14 protein-coding genes are annotated in these 14,757 nt (G+C 67.8%); 1 reads left to right on the top strand and 13 read right to left on the bottom strand.

Annotated elements, in window-relative coordinates; translation table 11 throughout:
• Positions 1-28: 28 nt before the first annotated feature.
• The 13 genes from ACFC4D_RS33305 to ACFC4D_RS33245 form a co-directional block, all read right to left on the bottom strand.
• The gene (locus tag ACFC4D_RS33305; protein WP_364632357.1) at positions 29-415 is read right to left on the bottom strand and encodes a DUF4913 domain-containing protein; all 387 of its coding nucleotides are present in this window, start codon (positions 413-415) and stop codon (positions 29-31) included.
• The gene (locus ACFC4D_RS33300; protein WP_375953518.1) at positions 412-2,271 is read right to left on the bottom strand and encodes a type IV secretory system conjugative DNA transfer family protein; all 1,860 of its coding nucleotides are present in this window, start codon (positions 2,269-2,271) and stop codon (positions 412-414) included. Before ACFC4D_RS33300 ends, ACFC4D_RS33305 begins: the two co-directional genes overlap by 4 nt.
• Positions 2,272-2,308: 37 nt before the next feature.
• Complete coding sequence (locus tag ACFC4D_RS33295; protein ID WP_375953520.1) at positions 2,309-2,836, bottom strand: hypothetical protein; 528 nt, start codon at positions 2,834-2,836, stop codon at positions 2,309-2,311.
• Between the two features lie 190 nt (positions 2,837-3,026).
• A complete protein-coding gene (locus ACFC4D_RS33290; protein ID WP_376069057.1) occupies positions 3,027-3,335 on the bottom strand; it encodes a transposase in 309 nt (102 codons plus the stop codon).
• The gene (locus ACFC4D_RS33285; RefSeq protein WP_376069055.1) at positions 3,332-6,811 is read right to left on the bottom strand and encodes a hypothetical protein; all 3,480 of its coding nucleotides are present in this window, start codon (positions 6,809-6,811) and stop codon (positions 3,332-3,334) included. Before ACFC4D_RS33285 ends, ACFC4D_RS33290 begins: the two co-directional genes overlap by 4 nt.
• A gap of 6 nt (positions 6,812-6,817) precedes the next feature.
• Positions 6,818-8,308 (bottom strand): SCO6880 family protein, encoded by a 1,491-nt coding sequence (locus ACFC4D_RS33280; protein ID WP_375953523.1) that lies wholly within the window; start codon positions 8,306-8,308, stop codon positions 6,818-6,820.
• Positions 8,305-9,783: a hypothetical protein gene (locus ACFC4D_RS33275; protein ID WP_375953525.1), complete on the bottom strand. Its 1,479-nt coding sequence runs from the start codon at positions 9,781-9,783 to the stop codon at positions 8,305-8,307. Before ACFC4D_RS33275 ends, ACFC4D_RS33280 begins: the two co-directional genes overlap by 4 nt.
• A gap of 56 nt (positions 9,784-9,839) precedes the next feature.
• Entirely contained in the window at positions 9,840-10,664 is an 825-nt protein-coding gene (locus tag ACFC4D_RS33270) for a hypothetical protein (protein WP_375953527.1), read from the bottom strand.
• Between the two features lie 52 nt (positions 10,665-10,716).
• Positions 10,717-10,980 carry a hypothetical protein gene (locus ACFC4D_RS33265; protein ID WP_375953529.1) on the bottom strand — a complete coding sequence of 88 codons (264 nt, stop codon included), beginning with the start codon at positions 10,978-10,980 and terminating at the stop codon, positions 10,717-10,719.
• Entirely contained in the window at positions 10,980-11,270 is a 291-nt protein-coding gene (locus ACFC4D_RS33260) for a hypothetical protein (protein ID WP_364632339.1), read from the bottom strand. The genes ACFC4D_RS33265 and ACFC4D_RS33260 overlap by 1 nt, the downstream gene beginning before the upstream one ends.
• A gap of 160 nt (positions 11,271-11,430) precedes the next feature.
• Complete coding sequence (locus ACFC4D_RS33255) at positions 11,431-12,084, bottom strand: hypothetical protein (protein ID WP_375953533.1); 654 nt, start codon at positions 12,082-12,084, stop codon at positions 11,431-11,433.
• The gene (locus ACFC4D_RS33250) at positions 12,081-12,956 is read right to left on the bottom strand and encodes a MinD/ParA family protein (RefSeq protein ID WP_375953535.1); all 876 of its coding nucleotides are present in this window, start codon (positions 12,954-12,956) and stop codon (positions 12,081-12,083) included. Before ACFC4D_RS33250 ends, ACFC4D_RS33255 begins: the two co-directional genes overlap by 4 nt.
• Positions 12,957-12,974: 18 nt before the next feature.
• Positions 12,975-13,631 carry a hypothetical protein gene (locus tag ACFC4D_RS33245; protein ID WP_376069054.1) on the bottom strand — a complete coding sequence of 219 codons (657 nt, stop codon included), beginning with the start codon at positions 13,629-13,631 and terminating at the stop codon, positions 12,975-12,977.
• A gap of 324 nt (positions 13,632-13,955) precedes the next feature.
• Between ACFC4D_RS33245 and ACFC4D_RS33240 the strand changes: the two genes are divergently transcribed.
• Complete coding sequence (locus ACFC4D_RS33240; protein ID WP_364632831.1) at positions 13,956-14,717, top strand: 3-hydroxyacyl-CoA dehydrogenase; 762 nt, start codon at positions 13,956-13,958, stop codon at positions 14,715-14,717.
• Positions 14,718-14,757: the final 40 nt, after the last annotated feature.

Here is a 14,757-nt window from a genome sequence, read left to right as displayed (position 1 = left end):
CCGTTGTCCTGCCGGGGTGATCCGCGTGCTACATCCGGAAATCACCCATGGTGGGATCGCTGAACAGTCCGCCCACCGGCGACTTCAACGGCAGCGGCGTGAGCATGTCCTTATGGCCGTTGCGCACGCTGCAGTACTTGAACGGCCCCTTGGGGTCGAACAGTTTCGCCATATGCGGATCGGCGTGATCCAGAAACCACACCGACAGACCGGTTTTGCCGTCCTTGCGGAAATGCTCCCATGCGCGCCACATGGCATCCAGGCGCGCCACCGCCTCGGCGTGTTTCCACCATTCCGGGCACCAGACGGTATCGCTGATATCGGTCACCTGCCGCCGGTACACCAGGCTCAGGTAGTTCTCCACGAACTCCACCACGCTGGCGTAGACCATCGGTGTTTCCTGCTGTTCGTTCACAGCGGCCGGACCTCCTCAATCTGCCCGGCGTCGCTCGCCGGCTCTGCCTTGATCAGCGACGGCGCGCCGATCAGATCAACGATTTCGGTCTTGCGGCGAGGTGAGGGATCGTGATGCGTGATCGACTTCTTCACCTCTTCGTTGTATTCACCCTCCCACCACGGCACGGTGCGCACCAGCACCGCCGGTGTGCCGGAGGAGAATACGATGGCGCGCCCGCGCGGCAGGGTGGCCAGGCCGTTCACGCTGAAGGTGCGCGAGGAACCCAGCGAACGCGAATAGCTCTTGCCGCCAGAGGATTCCGAGACGGACTGGGAGATGCTGTCGTAATCGCCGATGGCCTCGGAGCGTTCGGTGAGGAATTTCGTATCGTCGACACCGCTGCCGAGCACCTTGATATTGGCCGCGGCCCAGAGCGCTTCCATACCGTCCGCACCCCAGCAGCGGGCGCCCTGCGCCCACGACTGCAACACCGTCATGACCACGATGCCGCGCGAGCCGAAGTGGCTGTACTGCTTGGGCAGATCCTTCCAGCGCACCACGTTCGCGGCCTCGTCGAGCACCGCGAGCAGCGGGATCTCCAGGCGGCCGCCGTGTGAGCGGGACGCCTCGCGGGTGGCGACGTCGATGACCGCCTCGGTGAGCGCGCTGACCAGTGGTGCGGCCGAACCGCGGCCTTCGAGCGAGAGGCAGTACAGGGTGCCGTTATCGCGGATGAAGGCGAGTTCGTCGAACTGCTGGCCGCCGAATTCCTTGGTGATCCAGCGGTGCACATTCGACAGCTTGAGGCAGCGCACCATCTTCTTGGCGGTGCCGAAAACGCCACTGCGCGTGCGCTCGTCGACGTTGTACTGCTGTGCCAGACCAGAGGCCATGAAGTGGAAACGGCCGGAGCGGCGCAGCAATTCGATCGGTTCGGTGTCCTGCGGGTTGGTGACCCACTCCCACACCTGGGTGATGGGGCGCTCGTCCACCGCGGCGGCCAGGAACAGACCGGCGAGCAGATCCTCGGCTTCCTGATCGAAGAAGCTGTCGGTGGAGGTGGCGACCGAACCGGAGCTGTCATCACCGTCGGCGAAGTGTCCGGCCAAACGGGCGGCGCGCATTTCGCATCCGTCGCTGCGGGCGTCGACCCAGGCCAGCGGATCCCAGAACCAGGTGCGGGCACGGTCATCGGAGTTCATCGGATCGACCGCGATGTCCTGCGGATCGAAGATGAAGATCGGACTGCCCTTGCTGTCGCGCACATCTCGGGTGGCATCGACGACATCGCGCTTATTGGAGGTGACCAGCACCGGGCCGATGGCGGCGAGAATCGCCGGGATGACCCGCGAGGTGGTCTTGCCCTGGCGCGGACCCCAGATGTCGATGTGCAGATCCTCGTACGAGCCGTAGAGCATGCAGCCATCCGCGACGGACATGCCGATCGGCACGCCGGGCATATCCTCACGGCCCAGGCGCATGCCGAGCTGTTCGGCCTTCTCGCGGACACCGGCATCGGTGAGCGCCTTGATCGCGCCACCATTGCCCATGACGTCGGCCTTGTCGTCGACCGGGAGTCGCCCGATGGCCTTGCGCGCCTTCGCCCTGCGCTTGTACAGCTGGTATCCGAGCGCGGCGGCGATCACCAGCAGCACGATGATGGTCGAGCTCCAGCGCCATTCCAGCTTGCCCTTGGCCAGGGCGACGCCGATGGCGATCGGGTTGATCGGCACATCCTGCTTCGGCGTGGACAGCAGATTGCCCAATTGGATTGCCAGCCACAGGGTTCCGAAGACCGCGAAGCCCGCGTAGATCATGTTCAGTTGATGGTCCGGGCCCGCTTCGGCCGGATCCTTCACCGGTGCTTTCGCCATCTCCAGCCTCCTCAGATGACCTGTATGTCGTTGCCGCTCAACGGAATCCGTCGAGTTGCCAGGTGCCGTTGGTTCGTACGACGGTAGCGACGACCGTACTGGCCGGGAGCGGGCTGCGCCGCCCGTCCGGATAGACGACCGTCTGTTCGATACCGATCTTGTACTGCGCCCGATTGGGATCCGCCCCGGGTGGTGCGGTCTCACCCGAAGCGAAGGCGAACGCCTCTATATGCGCTCCGGCCTTGGCCCAGTCGGCCCACTGCAGCGTCGCCTTCGGCATTTCGGCGCTGGTGGGTGGTGTGTCCAGTGTACGGATGAGCGTGGGACCCAGCCATTTCCGCGCCCGGCCCAGCGACGCGCTCTGGGTTTCGGTGACCGGATACCAGGTGAATATCTCGCGCAGCGCCGCCACCGCGACTCCGTCCGCGGTGGTCGGGTCCGGTGCCGGGGCACTCTGCAGCAGGCGCGTGGTGGATGTCGGCGGATTCAGCCTGCTCGGCGTGGAATCACCGTCACTGCCACTACTGCACGCGGACACCAGCATTGCGACGCTCAGCACCAGCATCACCACCAGTTTCGTGCGTTGCCCAGTCCTTCGTACGGTTGCCGCACCGGCCGTCGCGCGCTGTTCGCGCGATTGCGGACCTGATATCCAGGCTAGACGCTGTGACCGACACCCGGGCCATACCAGCGGGTTTCCCGGCCCGGCGTGTCCGCGTACCGGCGGTGCGGTCATAGGGTCACCCGGCCCGCGGTCACATGCCCCGCTTGGCGTCGTAGAGGGTTTCCACCAGGGTGCGGTTCATTTCCGCGGCGGCGGCCAGCTGCTGTTGCAGCAGAGCTACTTTGCGGCGCAGGTTGGTGGCGTCCATCTGTTCCAGGCCGGGGGTTTCGGCGGCGCGAACCCAGTTGCGCACCGAATTGGTGTGCACGCCAATCTGTTCGGCGACCACCCGGCATGCCTCGGATTCCGAGCGCAGTTTTCCGGTGAGTGCGATGACCTGCTCGACGGCGGCCTGGCGCACTTCCGGCGACACTCTTCGGTAGGACCTGTGCGGCATCATTCGGTAACACTCCCGTCGTCGGTGCCGCGGCGGGCGGTGGATTCGGTGAATTCACTGAACCGCTGGTTGGTGTCGTGGATTCCGCTTTCCTTCTCGGACCACGTGAACTCCATGTGGAACGGAATACCGGGGCGCCGGTCCTCACCGATCTTGAGCAGGAATTTGCCGGTGCCGGGCGCGGGCGGGCGTTGCTGCCCCGGTTTGAGCGCCTCACCGGTCAGCGCCTGCGGCGCGGACCAGCTGGTGACCATATCCTCCTCGGCGGAGGTGAACGGGACCGTGGAGTCCAGGCGGGCGATCTCCTCGGCCGGTAGCGCGCCGAAGATCTTGGCGCGGGCGCGTTCCAGGAAGCCGAGCGCCTTGGCGATGGCGGCTTCCGAACCCAGGGCCTGCAGATCCTTGATGGTGTGGCTGATCATGATGAGCGAGGTGGCGATACCGCGCTGCAGACGGGTCAATTCGTCCACGCGGTCGACCATGAAGTCGCCCAGGCCGAGCACCTGCCACAGCTCGTCCATCACCACCTGGAAGTAGCGCTGCGGACCCAGATCGGCGTCCGCCAGCACGTGCGCGGCCTCGACCGAGGCGAAACCGTCAGCCCAGCAGGCCAGCATGACCGCGGCCTTGAGCTTCTTGTCACCGCTCGGGATATGCGAGACGTCGATGCAGACCGCGGTGGCGGTGGTGTCGATGGGAGTTGTGGTCTGGCCGTTGAAGACCGCGCCGAACGGACCCTGGGTGAGCGCGCGCAGTGAGCGGCGCAGACCCTTGATGGCGTTCTGGTATTCGTCGGGATTGTCCGCGCCCGCGTCGAGCTGGAGTTCATCACCGCCCGCCACGATCACGGTGAGCAGATCCTCGATGATCGGGGGCTTGTCCGGGGTGAACGCGCTGCCCGGGCGGTAGAGGATGCGCAGCGCGGTGGCCAGCAGGGTCTCCTCGTAATCCCGTACGCGCGCACCGCGAACCAGCTCCACCAGACCCGCGACCAGGGTGACCTGGCGGGCGCGCAACTCCTGCATCACCTGGGTGTGCAGTGCGGGCAGCTCGGTCAGCATCGGGACGATGGAACCCAGCACGCCCGCGGCCAGCGGATTCAGTTTGCCGTGGCCGTAACCCAGATCGATGACCTGACCGCCGACCAGTTCCACCAGCTTGCGGTAGTCGGGCTTGACGTCGGCCAGGATGAGCGGGGTGATGCCCTGCGCCACACCGCCGAGCACGATCCGGCGCACCAGCGAGGATTTGCCGAAACCGTTGAGCCCCAGCACGAAAAGGCTCGGCGCGGTGATGAAGCTGCCGCGCATGAACCAGTTCATCGGGTCGAAGCACACCGGTGCGCCGGTATGCAGATGCGAACCCAGCGGCGTACCGATCAGCGGCGCGCCCGCGCCCACCGACCACGGCCACAGGCCCGCGACCTGCGCGGTGGTGGCCCGGTACTCCACCGGCCTGCCCACCACGTTCATTCGCCCGCCGCCCGCGCCGATATAGCCGCGATCGGTCAATTGCTGTGTGGTGCGGTCGAATTCGTCGAAGCTGCCGTACTCCATGCGCTCCGCGCGCGCCGCGAAATTGCGCCGCCGCAGATCATCGGTGTGCAGGCGGAAGGTCGCCCACAGCGCACCGAGCCCGTTCTGCTCGCGGGTGATGACCTCGAGCTTGGCGCGCGTCGAATCATCGAGCAGCTTCGGACCGGCCTGCTTCTGCTTCTTCTTCGCGGCGGCACGGCGTTTGGCGGCAGCCGATTTCGCGGCCTTGGTCCGCTCGGCGCGCTCACTCCTGGTCTCGCCCTTGCCCTTACCCGCGGACCCGCGGCCCTGCGCTTCGGCCGCACCGCGTTCGGTCCGGCCGCGCCGATCCCGCCCCGTGCGCTCCCCCGGCTCACCGTCCGGCCGCGGCCGCCGGGTACGCCCGGGCGAACCGGTCCGCCCGCCCAAATGCACCCGATCCGGATCGGTGGGCCGCTTACGGCCAGCACCGGTGCGCGCGTCACTTCCCGCGGCGCGCTGCGGATCTCGCGCACCCTCGCGCGCTTCGGCCCGCCCGTCGCGCTCGGCGCGCCCGTCGCGAACCTCGCTGCGCCCGTCGCGCTCCCCGCGGCCTTCGCGAACCTCACCGCGCCCGTCGCGCTCACCGCGGCCCTCGCGAACCTCAGCGCGCTCACCGCGAATCTCGCTGCGCCCGGCCGCACGACCGTCACCACGCGGGATTTCGCGTCCCTGACTCGCATCTCGACCGTCAGCGCGCCTGCGGCCGGGTTCACGACCCTCACCGCGGGTGGCGTCGTATCCCTCCCGATGCCCGCGTTCGTGCCCATCGCCCGCGATATCGCGGCCGTCACCCGGGGACGACTCGCGACCGCGGCCGCGCACACTCTCGATTCCGCTACCGCGCGGGGCGTCCCGGCCCTCACCGCGTCGTCCCTCCCGCTCGGGCCCCGCCGCCCGGCGGTGTTCCCGTCCGGCCGGATCGGCCGTCCGATCGCCCGCGTCGGCGCGGCGCGCGACCTCCCGGCCCGGCGGCGTTTCCCGTCGCCGGATCGCCGGATCCGATTCCGTACCGTGCGCCGAACCCTCGGCCGTCGCACCCTCGGTCCCGCGCGACCGCCGCGCACTGACCGCGGCTTCCCCGGAGTCGTGTCCCGGAGTTCGTTCGCGCCCGGCGGTTTCCGCTTCCAGCGTGGCCGCGGTCTCACTACCCGCTAACCCTCGCGTGTGGTCCTCGTCCATGCGCTCCCCCTCGACTCGATCCGAACCGCGCGGGCGCATCCCCTCCGCCGCGCGGGGCGCGCGTTCGCGCTCCGACTGTTTCGAGCCATCGGCGGATTCCGGTCCGCCCGCCGTGTCCGCCGCGGACGCGTTCGCGCCCTCGGACCTGCCGATCTCGGTGCGAGACACCGTTTCCGGCCCCGAATACGGTTCGGGCTCCAGACTGGGCAACTTCTTCCGGCGGCCGAGTGACCAGCTCGCACTCGATCGCAGCGCATCGGTGGATCGTGCGCGATCCTGCGCCTCCTCGGCGGAGAGTTCGGGCTCCGGTTCCGAGAACAGTTCCGGCACAGCACTATCCGCGACTCCGCCGAGCCCGGCCCGAGACCACGGATCGGGCTCCGGTTCCGGCGCGACCACCTCGGGCTCCGGCCGCGACTCCGGAGCCGTGCCGGCGAGCTCCTCCCGGTTCCGCGTATCCGGGCCCGCGGGCGTCTCCGGATTCGAATGCTGTTCCGGCTCCGCCGATTCCGGATCCGGGCCGAGTTGCACCGGACCGTCGGGAAGCGGATCGCGGCGCAGCATGCGACGGTCCGGCAGGGTGCCGCGGCGCGGGCGGTGTTCGTCACGGGCCACGCGGGTCACCGGCAGCGCCGGATCCTCCGGGATGAGGTCCGGTTCCGGGGGCGTGTCCCGGCGCGTGGAACGGCGGGCGGGCGGCGCGGTATCGCGTTCCCGGACCGGAGGTTCGAAGTCACGTGGCATGAAGGGTTACCCCGCAAGCGCTTTCGGAATTGTCGCGTGTTCCGGCAGGATCACCCCGCAGCCGAGCGAGGCCGCGAAGGCCGCCGCCTGGTAGCGATAGCAACGCCGGATCTTCAAACGCGACTGTGTGGACAGATCGCGGGTAATGGCTTCGATGCGCGGCAGATCGCCGCGCAGGGGTTCGGTGATGGTCACCAGCGCCCCGAAGCGGGTCACACCGTGACCCCTGGCCTGCTCCTCACGCGCCTGCTGGGTGGCGCCGACGCGAATGGACGCCGCCGCCGAGACGACACCGCGCTCACTCTGCTGCGCCACCAGCGCGTTCTTGAAATCGTCATCCACGATCTGGGCGGCGTCGCCCGCGGAGTGCGGGCGGTACACGATGGTCACGCGCTTGCGTGGCACTTCGGGATTCGGGGCGAGCAGGCGCTGGAGCACGCGCTCGTCCACCGCGCCCTCGGGTGCGGTGTCCATCTCCCAGGTGACCGAGCGGCCGCCGTCGTGGATGAAGTGATCCCAGCGCTCCTCATGCGAGACCGGTCCGGCATCGGCCCAATCCAGCCCGTGCCCACCGGGTTCGCCCGCCGCCACCTCGAGATCGGCCTGCGAGGCCGGATCGTAGCTGCGGCGGATGAAGGAGATGACATCGTCGGCCGACATGGGCTGGGCGCGCACGCCCGCCTCCGCCAGCGCCGCGCAGATACCGGGCAGGCGGCGGCCGATCTCGACCGCCTCCTCCGCCGGATTCTTGCGCCGCTCAGCGGTTGTCGCCTTGAACGTGATGGCCACGCGCGGCAGCAGCTGCACTCGCTCCTGCGGCAGTTCGGTGGCCAGCTCGTACATGACCTGTTGCGCCAGATCCGGCGCTTCGGGGCGGGTGATCGCGGAAACCTCGGTGAGCAAACGGTTTCCGGTCTCGGGCACGGTATCGATGACCGGTACCACCGCCACGATGTCCGACGTCTGGCCCAGCGAGGCCAGGAAGGTGCCCCAGGCCGACACCCAGCGGTCGATAACCGGCTGATCGACCGCCTCGTGCCCCTGCGGCCAGGCCCGCAAAACGACCGTGTACTGGCCGAATTGGGGTAGGTGGATCATGCCGAAGCTGTAACCGCCCGCGTCGATGCCCTCGTAGAGCCGCGACGGCGCCATCAGCCCGGGCAGCCGGGTCACACCGCCCGGAATCCGGGAGAACCGGCCGCCGCGGTAGACGTGCTCGCCCTTGCTGCGGCCGCGCAACCAATGGAACATCATCAATCCGTTCTCGTAGCCCGAGCGGCCCCCCGTCCGCCACACCAGTGGAACCATCACGATCAGACCGAATACCGCGACGACGAGCGCGGGCATCGGCCCGAAGATCATCGCGGTGAGCAGGCCGCTGATCACGACGGCGAAACCGACCAGGGTCTCGCCCCAGCGCAGACCGAAAAGTCCTGCGCTGCGCGGCTTCTGCCACAGACCGTAGGCCCGGCGCTCGTAGGTATCGGTCATCGTCATCGCGGAATGGTGCTCCTGCCGAGGTCGGGTGCGCGGTTGGCCCAGCGGTCACCGGCGAGATCGCCGGCGGCGGCATCGGCCTTGTTCAGGCTGGCGGTGGCCGCCCGGACCTGGGCGACCCGGTTCGCCGCGGACCGCGCCGCGCCTGACGGTACTGCGCCCGAGGTCCCCGGACCGGAAGGATTCGCGGCCGCCGCGCCGCCGCCACTCGGAGCCGGACGCGGTGCGGGCGGTCGCGGACCGCCGCCTCCGCCGCCACCGCGCGGACCACCGCCCGGCGGTCGTCCGCCGCGGCCGGGTCCGACATATCCCGCGGCTCCCGGTGCGGCCGTTGCCTTCACGGCCACCGCGCGGGTACCGACCGCGCCGACCGCGGCGACACCGACGAGGGTGCCGGTGGTGGCGGTCAGACCCGAACCACCGCTGCCCACGATGGAGACGGCGGGGGTGGCCAGGCGCATGAGCGCCGGGAGCACGAAGGCCGCGCTGCACAGCAGCACGATGGCGACCAGCATGCGCTGCGCCTGATCGGCGTCGGGCAGACCGGCCGTCGAGGTCAGATCATCGGTATTGCCCGCGGTGACGAAGGCGATCATGTAGACGATCGCCGCCACCGGCTTGTAGAGCATGAACGCGATGATCCAGCTGATCAGCTTGGGATAGGACTGTTTACCGGTATTGGTGCCCGAAGCCGCTGCCGCCAGCGGCAATACGCCCGCGGCCACCACCAGCAGACCCTGGCGCACGATGGCGAGCACGATCTGCGCGAGCGCCCCGAGCAGGCCGACGATGGCGATGATCAACACCAGGCCGGGCGAGAACGCTTGCAGCTTGGACGTTTTCACCATCAGCTCGGCCAGATCCTTGGCCTGGCCGTTGGTGGCGTCGTTGATCACCCATTCGGAGAACTTGTCCGAAGCCTGTGTCGCGGCGACGATCACCGCGCCCAGCATCCAGGAGCTGAAGACCACGCGCGCGTACATTCGGAACGATTCGGCGGCCTCACTGACCGCGGCTCCGCGTCTGGCCTCGGCGAGCTTTGCGCCGGAAAGGATTACCGAGACCATTAACAGGAGTATCTGGACCTGATACGTGTAGTCGTTGATCTTGGTGAAGAGCGATCCGGAATCGCTGACCCGTTCATTGGGCAGTTTCATCCAGAACGTCAACGCCAGGATCAGCGCCTCGCCCAGGCCGTTCATCAGCGAGTCGACCACCTTGCCGAAGGTGGAGTCCCACGCCTTATCGCGTACGGCGGCGGCCGCATCGGTCGGATGGGTCGCGACATTGCCCGCCTTGCACGCGGCCGAGGCGGCATCGCCCAGGGACAGCCCCGGAATGCCGAGACCGTCGAGCGAGTCGTGTAATTGGTTGCAGGCCGGATCGAATCCGTAGTCCTGTCCGTACGCCACGGTCGGCGTAGCGATCATGACGGTGAACACGACCGCGAGGATCGTAAAGATACGCCTCACCATGTGGTTCCACCCCTCAATGGGTCGCTGGGCCACTTCACTGGTCACCACTCGTTCGTCTACCACCGTGTCCACCCGGCCAGGGAGTCCACGTATTCGGTCTGCGAGGCCTTGGAGCTCGATGGTTTGAGGCGCCAGTCACCGGCGTCCCACACCATGATCAGTCGCACCGCGGCCCAGGTCTGTCTGCTGTCGAGCACCGGACCGCGTGCGGCCAGCCGCACGATGGCCATATCGTCGGCGTAGTTCTCGATCTGGAAGCCGTCCGGGGCGACCAGATAGCGGGTCACCTTCTCCGGCTGCTGTTTCGGCAGTCGCTGATCCGCGAGCGCCTGGTCGTAGGCGGACACCTGCTGGGCGGAAACACGCACCTGCCGCACATAGAGTTCACGGTCGGCGGGGCGGGCGTTGAGGCGATAGGTGATCTGCGCCGCCGCCAGCGCCGCACCCTGGGGCGTGTGCGAATAGCCAACGGCCAGACCGTCTTCCAGCCTGGTGGGGCCGTCGGAGGTGGAGAAGGGTACCGATGCGCCGTACACCCGCTGCCAGCCGTGCGGCTCGACAGTGCCCTCGGGGGCGGCGGTCAGCCAATCCTGATCGGTGGCCTTGCGTTTACTCGGCTGCTGCGGAAGCGGTTGCCCGGCAGCGTTATTGGGTATGTCGACGCGGCGGCCGAACAGATCCACCTCGGGCGAGGCGAAACCGGTCGCGCCCGGTTCGGAGGTGGTGGGGGCCGTCCCATCGGGTTTCGCCGCCGAGGGGGTGCTGTCGCCGTGGTTGATGTACACCACGATGCCCGCGATGATGATCAACGCCACCACGGCGGCCGAGGCGATGACGCCGAACGAGACGCGGTCGCGCTCGGGCGACTCCTTCTCGCTCATGACGGCGCCTCCAAAGTCTTTTCGTCACTGGACAATTGCGATGCCTGAACTCTTACGTCGGGAGCAGCGCGAGTGCGATGCCGCTGGCCGAACTCGCCATGATCGCGCCGAGCAGGCTCACCACCACCCCGTGCGTCGCGTCATTGGCGGCCAGATCGTCGCGGAACGCGTACCACAGCCGCCCCGCCGAGAGGATCATCCAGGCCAGGCAGAACAGCAGTACGCACCACAGCAGCCAGTCGATCAGCTGCATCATCGGCCGCAGTACATCGGCCGGCATCTGTTTGTAGGCCAGTACGGCCACTGTGGCGGACATTAGGTGATCACAGCGTTCATGATGGTTCCGGCGCTGGTGGCGATGATTCCACCAATCATGGCCCCTGCCACCATCTTCGGCGACTCCAAACCGCCTCCCGTCCACTTCTCCCAGGCGAACTTGCCGCCCGCGTAGGTGATTCCCATGATTCCGGACAACAGCACGAACCAGGTGAAGTACCGAACCAGCTTCAGCAATTTGTCGGATGCGGGCGGCGCCTCGGGGGTCGGATTACCGACCTGGGCGAGGAACTGCCCATACGCGTCGTGCACGGCGAGGATCATGCTCATTGTCTGTCCTTCTCCAAAAGCGAACTGCTAGTGACAATCTCGCCGCCGACCGGCGCGCACGCACGCACGGTCCCGGCATCTCCTTCTTCGGCTAATCGTTCCGCCGCTCCCGGAATCCGGGAACATGTTCGCGCGCAATGGTTTCCAATGTTCACAATGATCACTCCCCGGCTTCCGGGGGCGCCGGGCGGGGGGCGTCCAGCGCCTCCTGCGCGGCGGAGACGATGCTCAGGCCCAGTTCCCGGACATCGGTTGTAACCTCTTGCAGCGCATCGGGTTTGCGCTTGCGCTGCACCGGCGGCTGATCGCCGGGCGACCAGATCGGGAGCTGATCGGGTTCGACCAGCGTCCACTCCTCATGCCAGGGCATCTGCCAGACCTGACCGGCGAGCGAGCCGACCACATCACGATAGCGGCGGATTTCGGCGGGGATGCGGCCCGGACGGGCGGCCACGGTCACCAGGCCCAGCACCTCGCAGTCGCCCGCCAGGCCCGCGTGGTGCTGGCGCAGCAGGTCATGGGCGCGGGTCAGACCGGAGATGGTTTCGCGGGCGACGAGCACCACGAACGGGGATTCGCGATCGAAGACGCCGGGCCAGCGGCGGTACGAATCCGCCGCCGGGGCAAGCACATGCGCGAGGGTGCTCGCGCCCGCGCCGCCGTGTACACCGAGCAGCCACACCAGGGGTGCGCGGCCGCCGCCGGGTACGGGTCGGTCCCAAATCGGTGCGCGGCGGGCCTCCGGGGGCGGCACCACGCCTGCCGCCATAGCGGTCTCGGAGGAAGATCGGCGTTCCTTCATGGCTGCGGTCATGATGCCACTCCAGCAAGCAGGCGGCGATACGCACGGCGTGTCTCGGCCGCGAGGTCGCTGTGCCGCACCAGTTCTCCGCGGGCCAGGTGAGGGTCGTACGGCAGCTCGAGAATATCGCCCACCCAACCGTCGAGGTGTTCCCGCAAATGATCAGCGATCCGAGAGTCGCTGCCCGGCAACTGATGTGAGACGACGATTGTGGTATCGCCGACAATTCCGCCGCCCTGACCCTCACCGGGTCCGCCGAACTGATCGTCGAGCCACTCCAGGGTGACCCGCAATCGGTTGGCGGCGTCCACGCGCGCCGGGATCGCAAGCACCAGAGCGATATCGCCGTCCTCGAGCAGCGGCCGCAGATGCCGGCTCGCGATCGGGCTGCCGCCGTCGTAGACGGGCGTGTACCCGGAGTCGTTGATGGCGCGCGCGACCGTCAGGTACGTCGCGCGGCGGCGCAGCGGGGCCGGATCGCGCCACAGCAGGCCGATGCCGGAGGTGGCGCGGGAGAGGCATTCCTTGAGCGGTGCGGCCTCATCGTCACCGCGCCCGTAGAGCCACGATTGCAGGCTGATCGGGCTCAAATGCTCATCGGCGCCACGTAATGCGAGATCGCTGCCCGCGAAAGTGGCGTCCACGGCTACAGTTTGCGCACCCGCGGCACCGATCTCACCGGCGATGCCGAGGGCGGTCGTTGTCACGCCCGCGCCACCGCATCCGCCGACCACCAGAATCGGCCGTTGCGCCGGGCCGGGCTCACCGGAGTCGCCGCGACGCTTGCGCAGCCGCACCACCGGAGCCTTGGAACGCGCGGCACTGTCCGACGATTCGCCCTCTTCGGGCACTTCGTCGAGCCAGCGGCTCCAGTCCTGATCCATCTCTGTCAGCTCTCCCTCTTATCCAGCCGGTGTGCCCGCGGTAGGGATATGGTCGCCGATCGCCACGGTGGCCGTCATTTTGTTGTACGCCGCCGGGAGGTCGCTCGTACCCGATTGCGAGTCCATACCGAGTGTGCCGATGGATTGCGAAGTGCCGCCGTGTGAGTTGAGCACATATAGGGCAACTCCACCGGCAGCGGCTAGCAACAGGATGGCAACGATCAGGAATCCGAGTGCGTACAGCCGTCTGCGGCGAAACTGCGCCGGGGACACCGGAGCCGGGCGCGCGGGCGCCTCCGCCTCGCTGTCGACGGCGTCCAGCAATGCCGTGGCGGCATCCGGGCGCGCATCGTCTTGCTCACCCTCCCACGGGAATTCGACCACCGTGGAATCGCGGTAACGGAGTTTCGGTGTGTACGAAACGGTCTCGCGATCGGTCATCCAATCCGACCACGCGCCGGAGAAGTGTGTGCGCTTGAGCACCGATTCGGGCACCGGCGGGATTTCCAGCTCGGGCTCGTCATCCTGGATGTAGTGCGGGAAGCGCGCGGGGCCGTCCTCGCCGCCGAAGACCGTCTCGCCGTTGGCATCCGCGGGTGCGGGCGTACTCCCGTCGGCTGCCACCGGTTCCAGCGCCGGATACCAGCGCGAGACTTTTTTGTACGACTTCAACATTGCTCGGGTCTCCGTGGAGCCAGGCGAGTCTTGCTGCATCGTCGGACCCTCTCGGCGGTTGGTAGTGACGGGACGATCGATCGTCGTACGGCGGCCCGCCGTCACCGCGCCGCCGGGTGCGTCGCAGTCAGGACGGTCCCAGTCGGAAATTATTTCGCATGTGCAGGATTCCAGCGCGTCGACGCGCCGGAAGCGCACTCCTGTTTTCACGCGCGCGTGCGATAGCAGGCCCGCGAGCATGGTGTGCGCACCACGCCGGGGACCCGCTCTTCCGCACCGCCACAGCAGAATCTACATTCACAAGACCAGATATTTGGAGGTTTTGTGAAGACAGCAGACATCGCCGCGGTCGTTACCGGTGGCGCGTCGGGACTCGGCCTAGCCACTGTGCGCGAACTGCACTCGGCCGGCGCGAAGGTCGTTATCCTCGATCTTCCCTCGTCCGACGGCAAGGCTGTGGCCGAGGAACTCGGTGAGCGCGTGGTGTTCTCGCCCGGTGACGTGACCAGCGAAGAGGATGTGACCGCCGCCCTCGACGCAGCTCAGGGCCTCGGCACGCTGCGAATCGCGGTGAACTGCGCCGGAATCGGCAATGCGATCAAGACCGTCGGCAAGCAGGGCGCGTTCCCGCTCGACGCGTTCAAGAAGATCATCAACGTGAACCTGATCGGCACGTTCAATGTCATTCGCCTGGCGGCGGAGCGCATTTCGGCGACCGAGGAGGCCGACGGCGAACGCGGAGTGATTGTCAATACCGCTTCCGTCGCCGCGTTCGACGGGCAGATCGGACAGGCCGCCTACTCCGCCTCCAAGGGCGGCATCGTTGGCCTGACCCTGCCGGTGGCACGTGACCTGGCCCCGATCAAGATTCGCGTGATGACCATCGCGCCGGGCCTGTTCCACACGCCCCTTTTCGCCACGCTGCCCGATTCGGCCATCGCGGCCCTCGGCGCACAGGTGCCACATCCGGCGCGGCTCGGCGATCCGGCCGAGTACGCGGCGCTGGTGCGCCACATCGTGGAGAACCCGATGCTCAACGGTGAGGTCATCCGGCTGGACGGCGCGATCCGCATGGCGCCGCGGTAGATCCCGGTAACGCCTGAACGTCGCGACCGGCCGGAAGTCC

The organism is Nocardia sp. NPDC056000 (assembly GCF_042269265.1).
Lineage (GTDB): Bacteria > Actinomycetota > Actinomycetes > Mycobacteriales > Mycobacteriaceae > Nocardia.
The sequence above is the reverse complement of the archived record's forward strand: the minus strand, read 5'-3'. Positions and strand labels throughout refer to the sequence as shown.

Bases quoted from the DNA above. Each gene is read 5' to 3' on its own strand.
- ACFC4D_RS33300 (WP_375953518.1), bottom strand. From the start codon at position 2,271: ATGGCGAAAGCACCGGTGAAGGATCCGGCCGAAGCGGGCCCGGACCAT.
- ACFC4D_RS33295 (WP_375953520.1), bottom strand. From the start codon at position 2,836: ATGCTGGTGCTGAGCGTCGCAATGCTGGTGTCCGCGTGCAGTAGTGGC.
- ACFC4D_RS33290 (WP_376069057.1), bottom strand. From the start codon at position 3,335: ATGATGCCGCACAGGTCCTACCGAAGAGTGTCGCCGGAAGTGCGCCAG.
- ACFC4D_RS33285 (WP_376069055.1), bottom strand. From the start codon at position 6,811: ATGCCACGTGACTTCGAACCTCCGGTCCGGGAACGCGATACCGCGCCG.
- ACFC4D_RS33280 (WP_375953523.1), bottom strand. From the start codon at position 8,308: ATGACGATGACCGATACCTACGAGCGCCGGGCCTACGGTCTGTGGCAG.
- ACFC4D_RS33275 (WP_375953525.1), bottom strand. From the start codon at position 9,783: ATGGTGAGGCGTATCTTTACGATCCTCGCGGTCGTGTTCACCGTCATG.
- ACFC4D_RS33270 (WP_375953527.1), bottom strand. From the start codon at position 10,664: ATGAGCGAGAAGGAGTCGCCCGAGCGCGACCGCGTCTCGTTCGGCGTC.
- ACFC4D_RS33265 (WP_375953529.1), bottom strand. From the start codon at position 10,980: ATGTCCGCCACAGTGGCCGTACTGGCCTACAAACAGATGCCGGCCGAT.
- ACFC4D_RS33260 (WP_364632339.1), bottom strand. From the start codon at position 11,270: ATGAGCATGATCCTCGCCGTGCACGACGCGTATGGGCAGTTCCTCGCC.
- ACFC4D_RS33255 (WP_375953533.1), bottom strand. From the start codon at position 12,084: ATGACCGCAGCCATGAAGGAACGCCGATCTTCCTCCGAGACCGCTATG.
- ACFC4D_RS33250 (WP_375953535.1), bottom strand. From the start codon at position 12,956: ATGGATCAGGACTGGAGCCGCTGGCTCGACGAAGTGCCCGAAGAGGGC.
- ACFC4D_RS33245 (WP_376069054.1), bottom strand. From the start codon at position 13,631: ATGTTGAAGTCGTACAAAAAAGTCTCGCGCTGGTATCCGGCGCTGGAA.